The 365-nt window shown below is 63.0% G+C and carries 1 protein-coding gene; it reads right to left on the minus strand.

The features are described 5' to 3' along the window. On the minus strand, positions 1 to 365 hold a 365-nt coding region (locus tag J0A67_RS23560; protein WP_206571671.1), incomplete at both ends, for an AsmA family protein.

A 365-nucleotide genomic window follows, 5' to 3' on the forward strand; every position in this document is an offset into this window, starting at 1 on the left:
GAAGCGCAGCGGATCCAGGCGCAGTTCGCCATTGTTCAGCTTCAGGTGCGTGGCCAGATCGCTCAGCGGCAAATCGCTGCCGCGTTCAATGCGCGCGGCGGCAAACTTCACGTCCGCATCCATCTTGCTCCAGCTTTGCGTATCGAACTGTTCGACCGGCAGCACCTTATCCGCAGGCTGACGGCTTTTCTCGCCGCGCCCGGCTTTGGCGGCGTTGGAGTCGGCGCCGATCAGCGGCGCCAGATCCGCCAACCTCAGCTGCCGGGAGTTCACCGCGCCGCTCAGCGTGGGCCGCGGTTTACCGGCAACGTACTTCAAGCTGCCGTGAATGTCGCTGTCGCCGATTTTTCCGTCGAATTTCTGGT

This window comes from Algoriphagus aestuariicola, assembly GCF_017254835.1.
GTDB lineage: Bacteria > Bacteroidota > Bacteroidia > Cytophagales > Cyclobacteriaceae > Algoriphagus > Algoriphagus aestuariicola.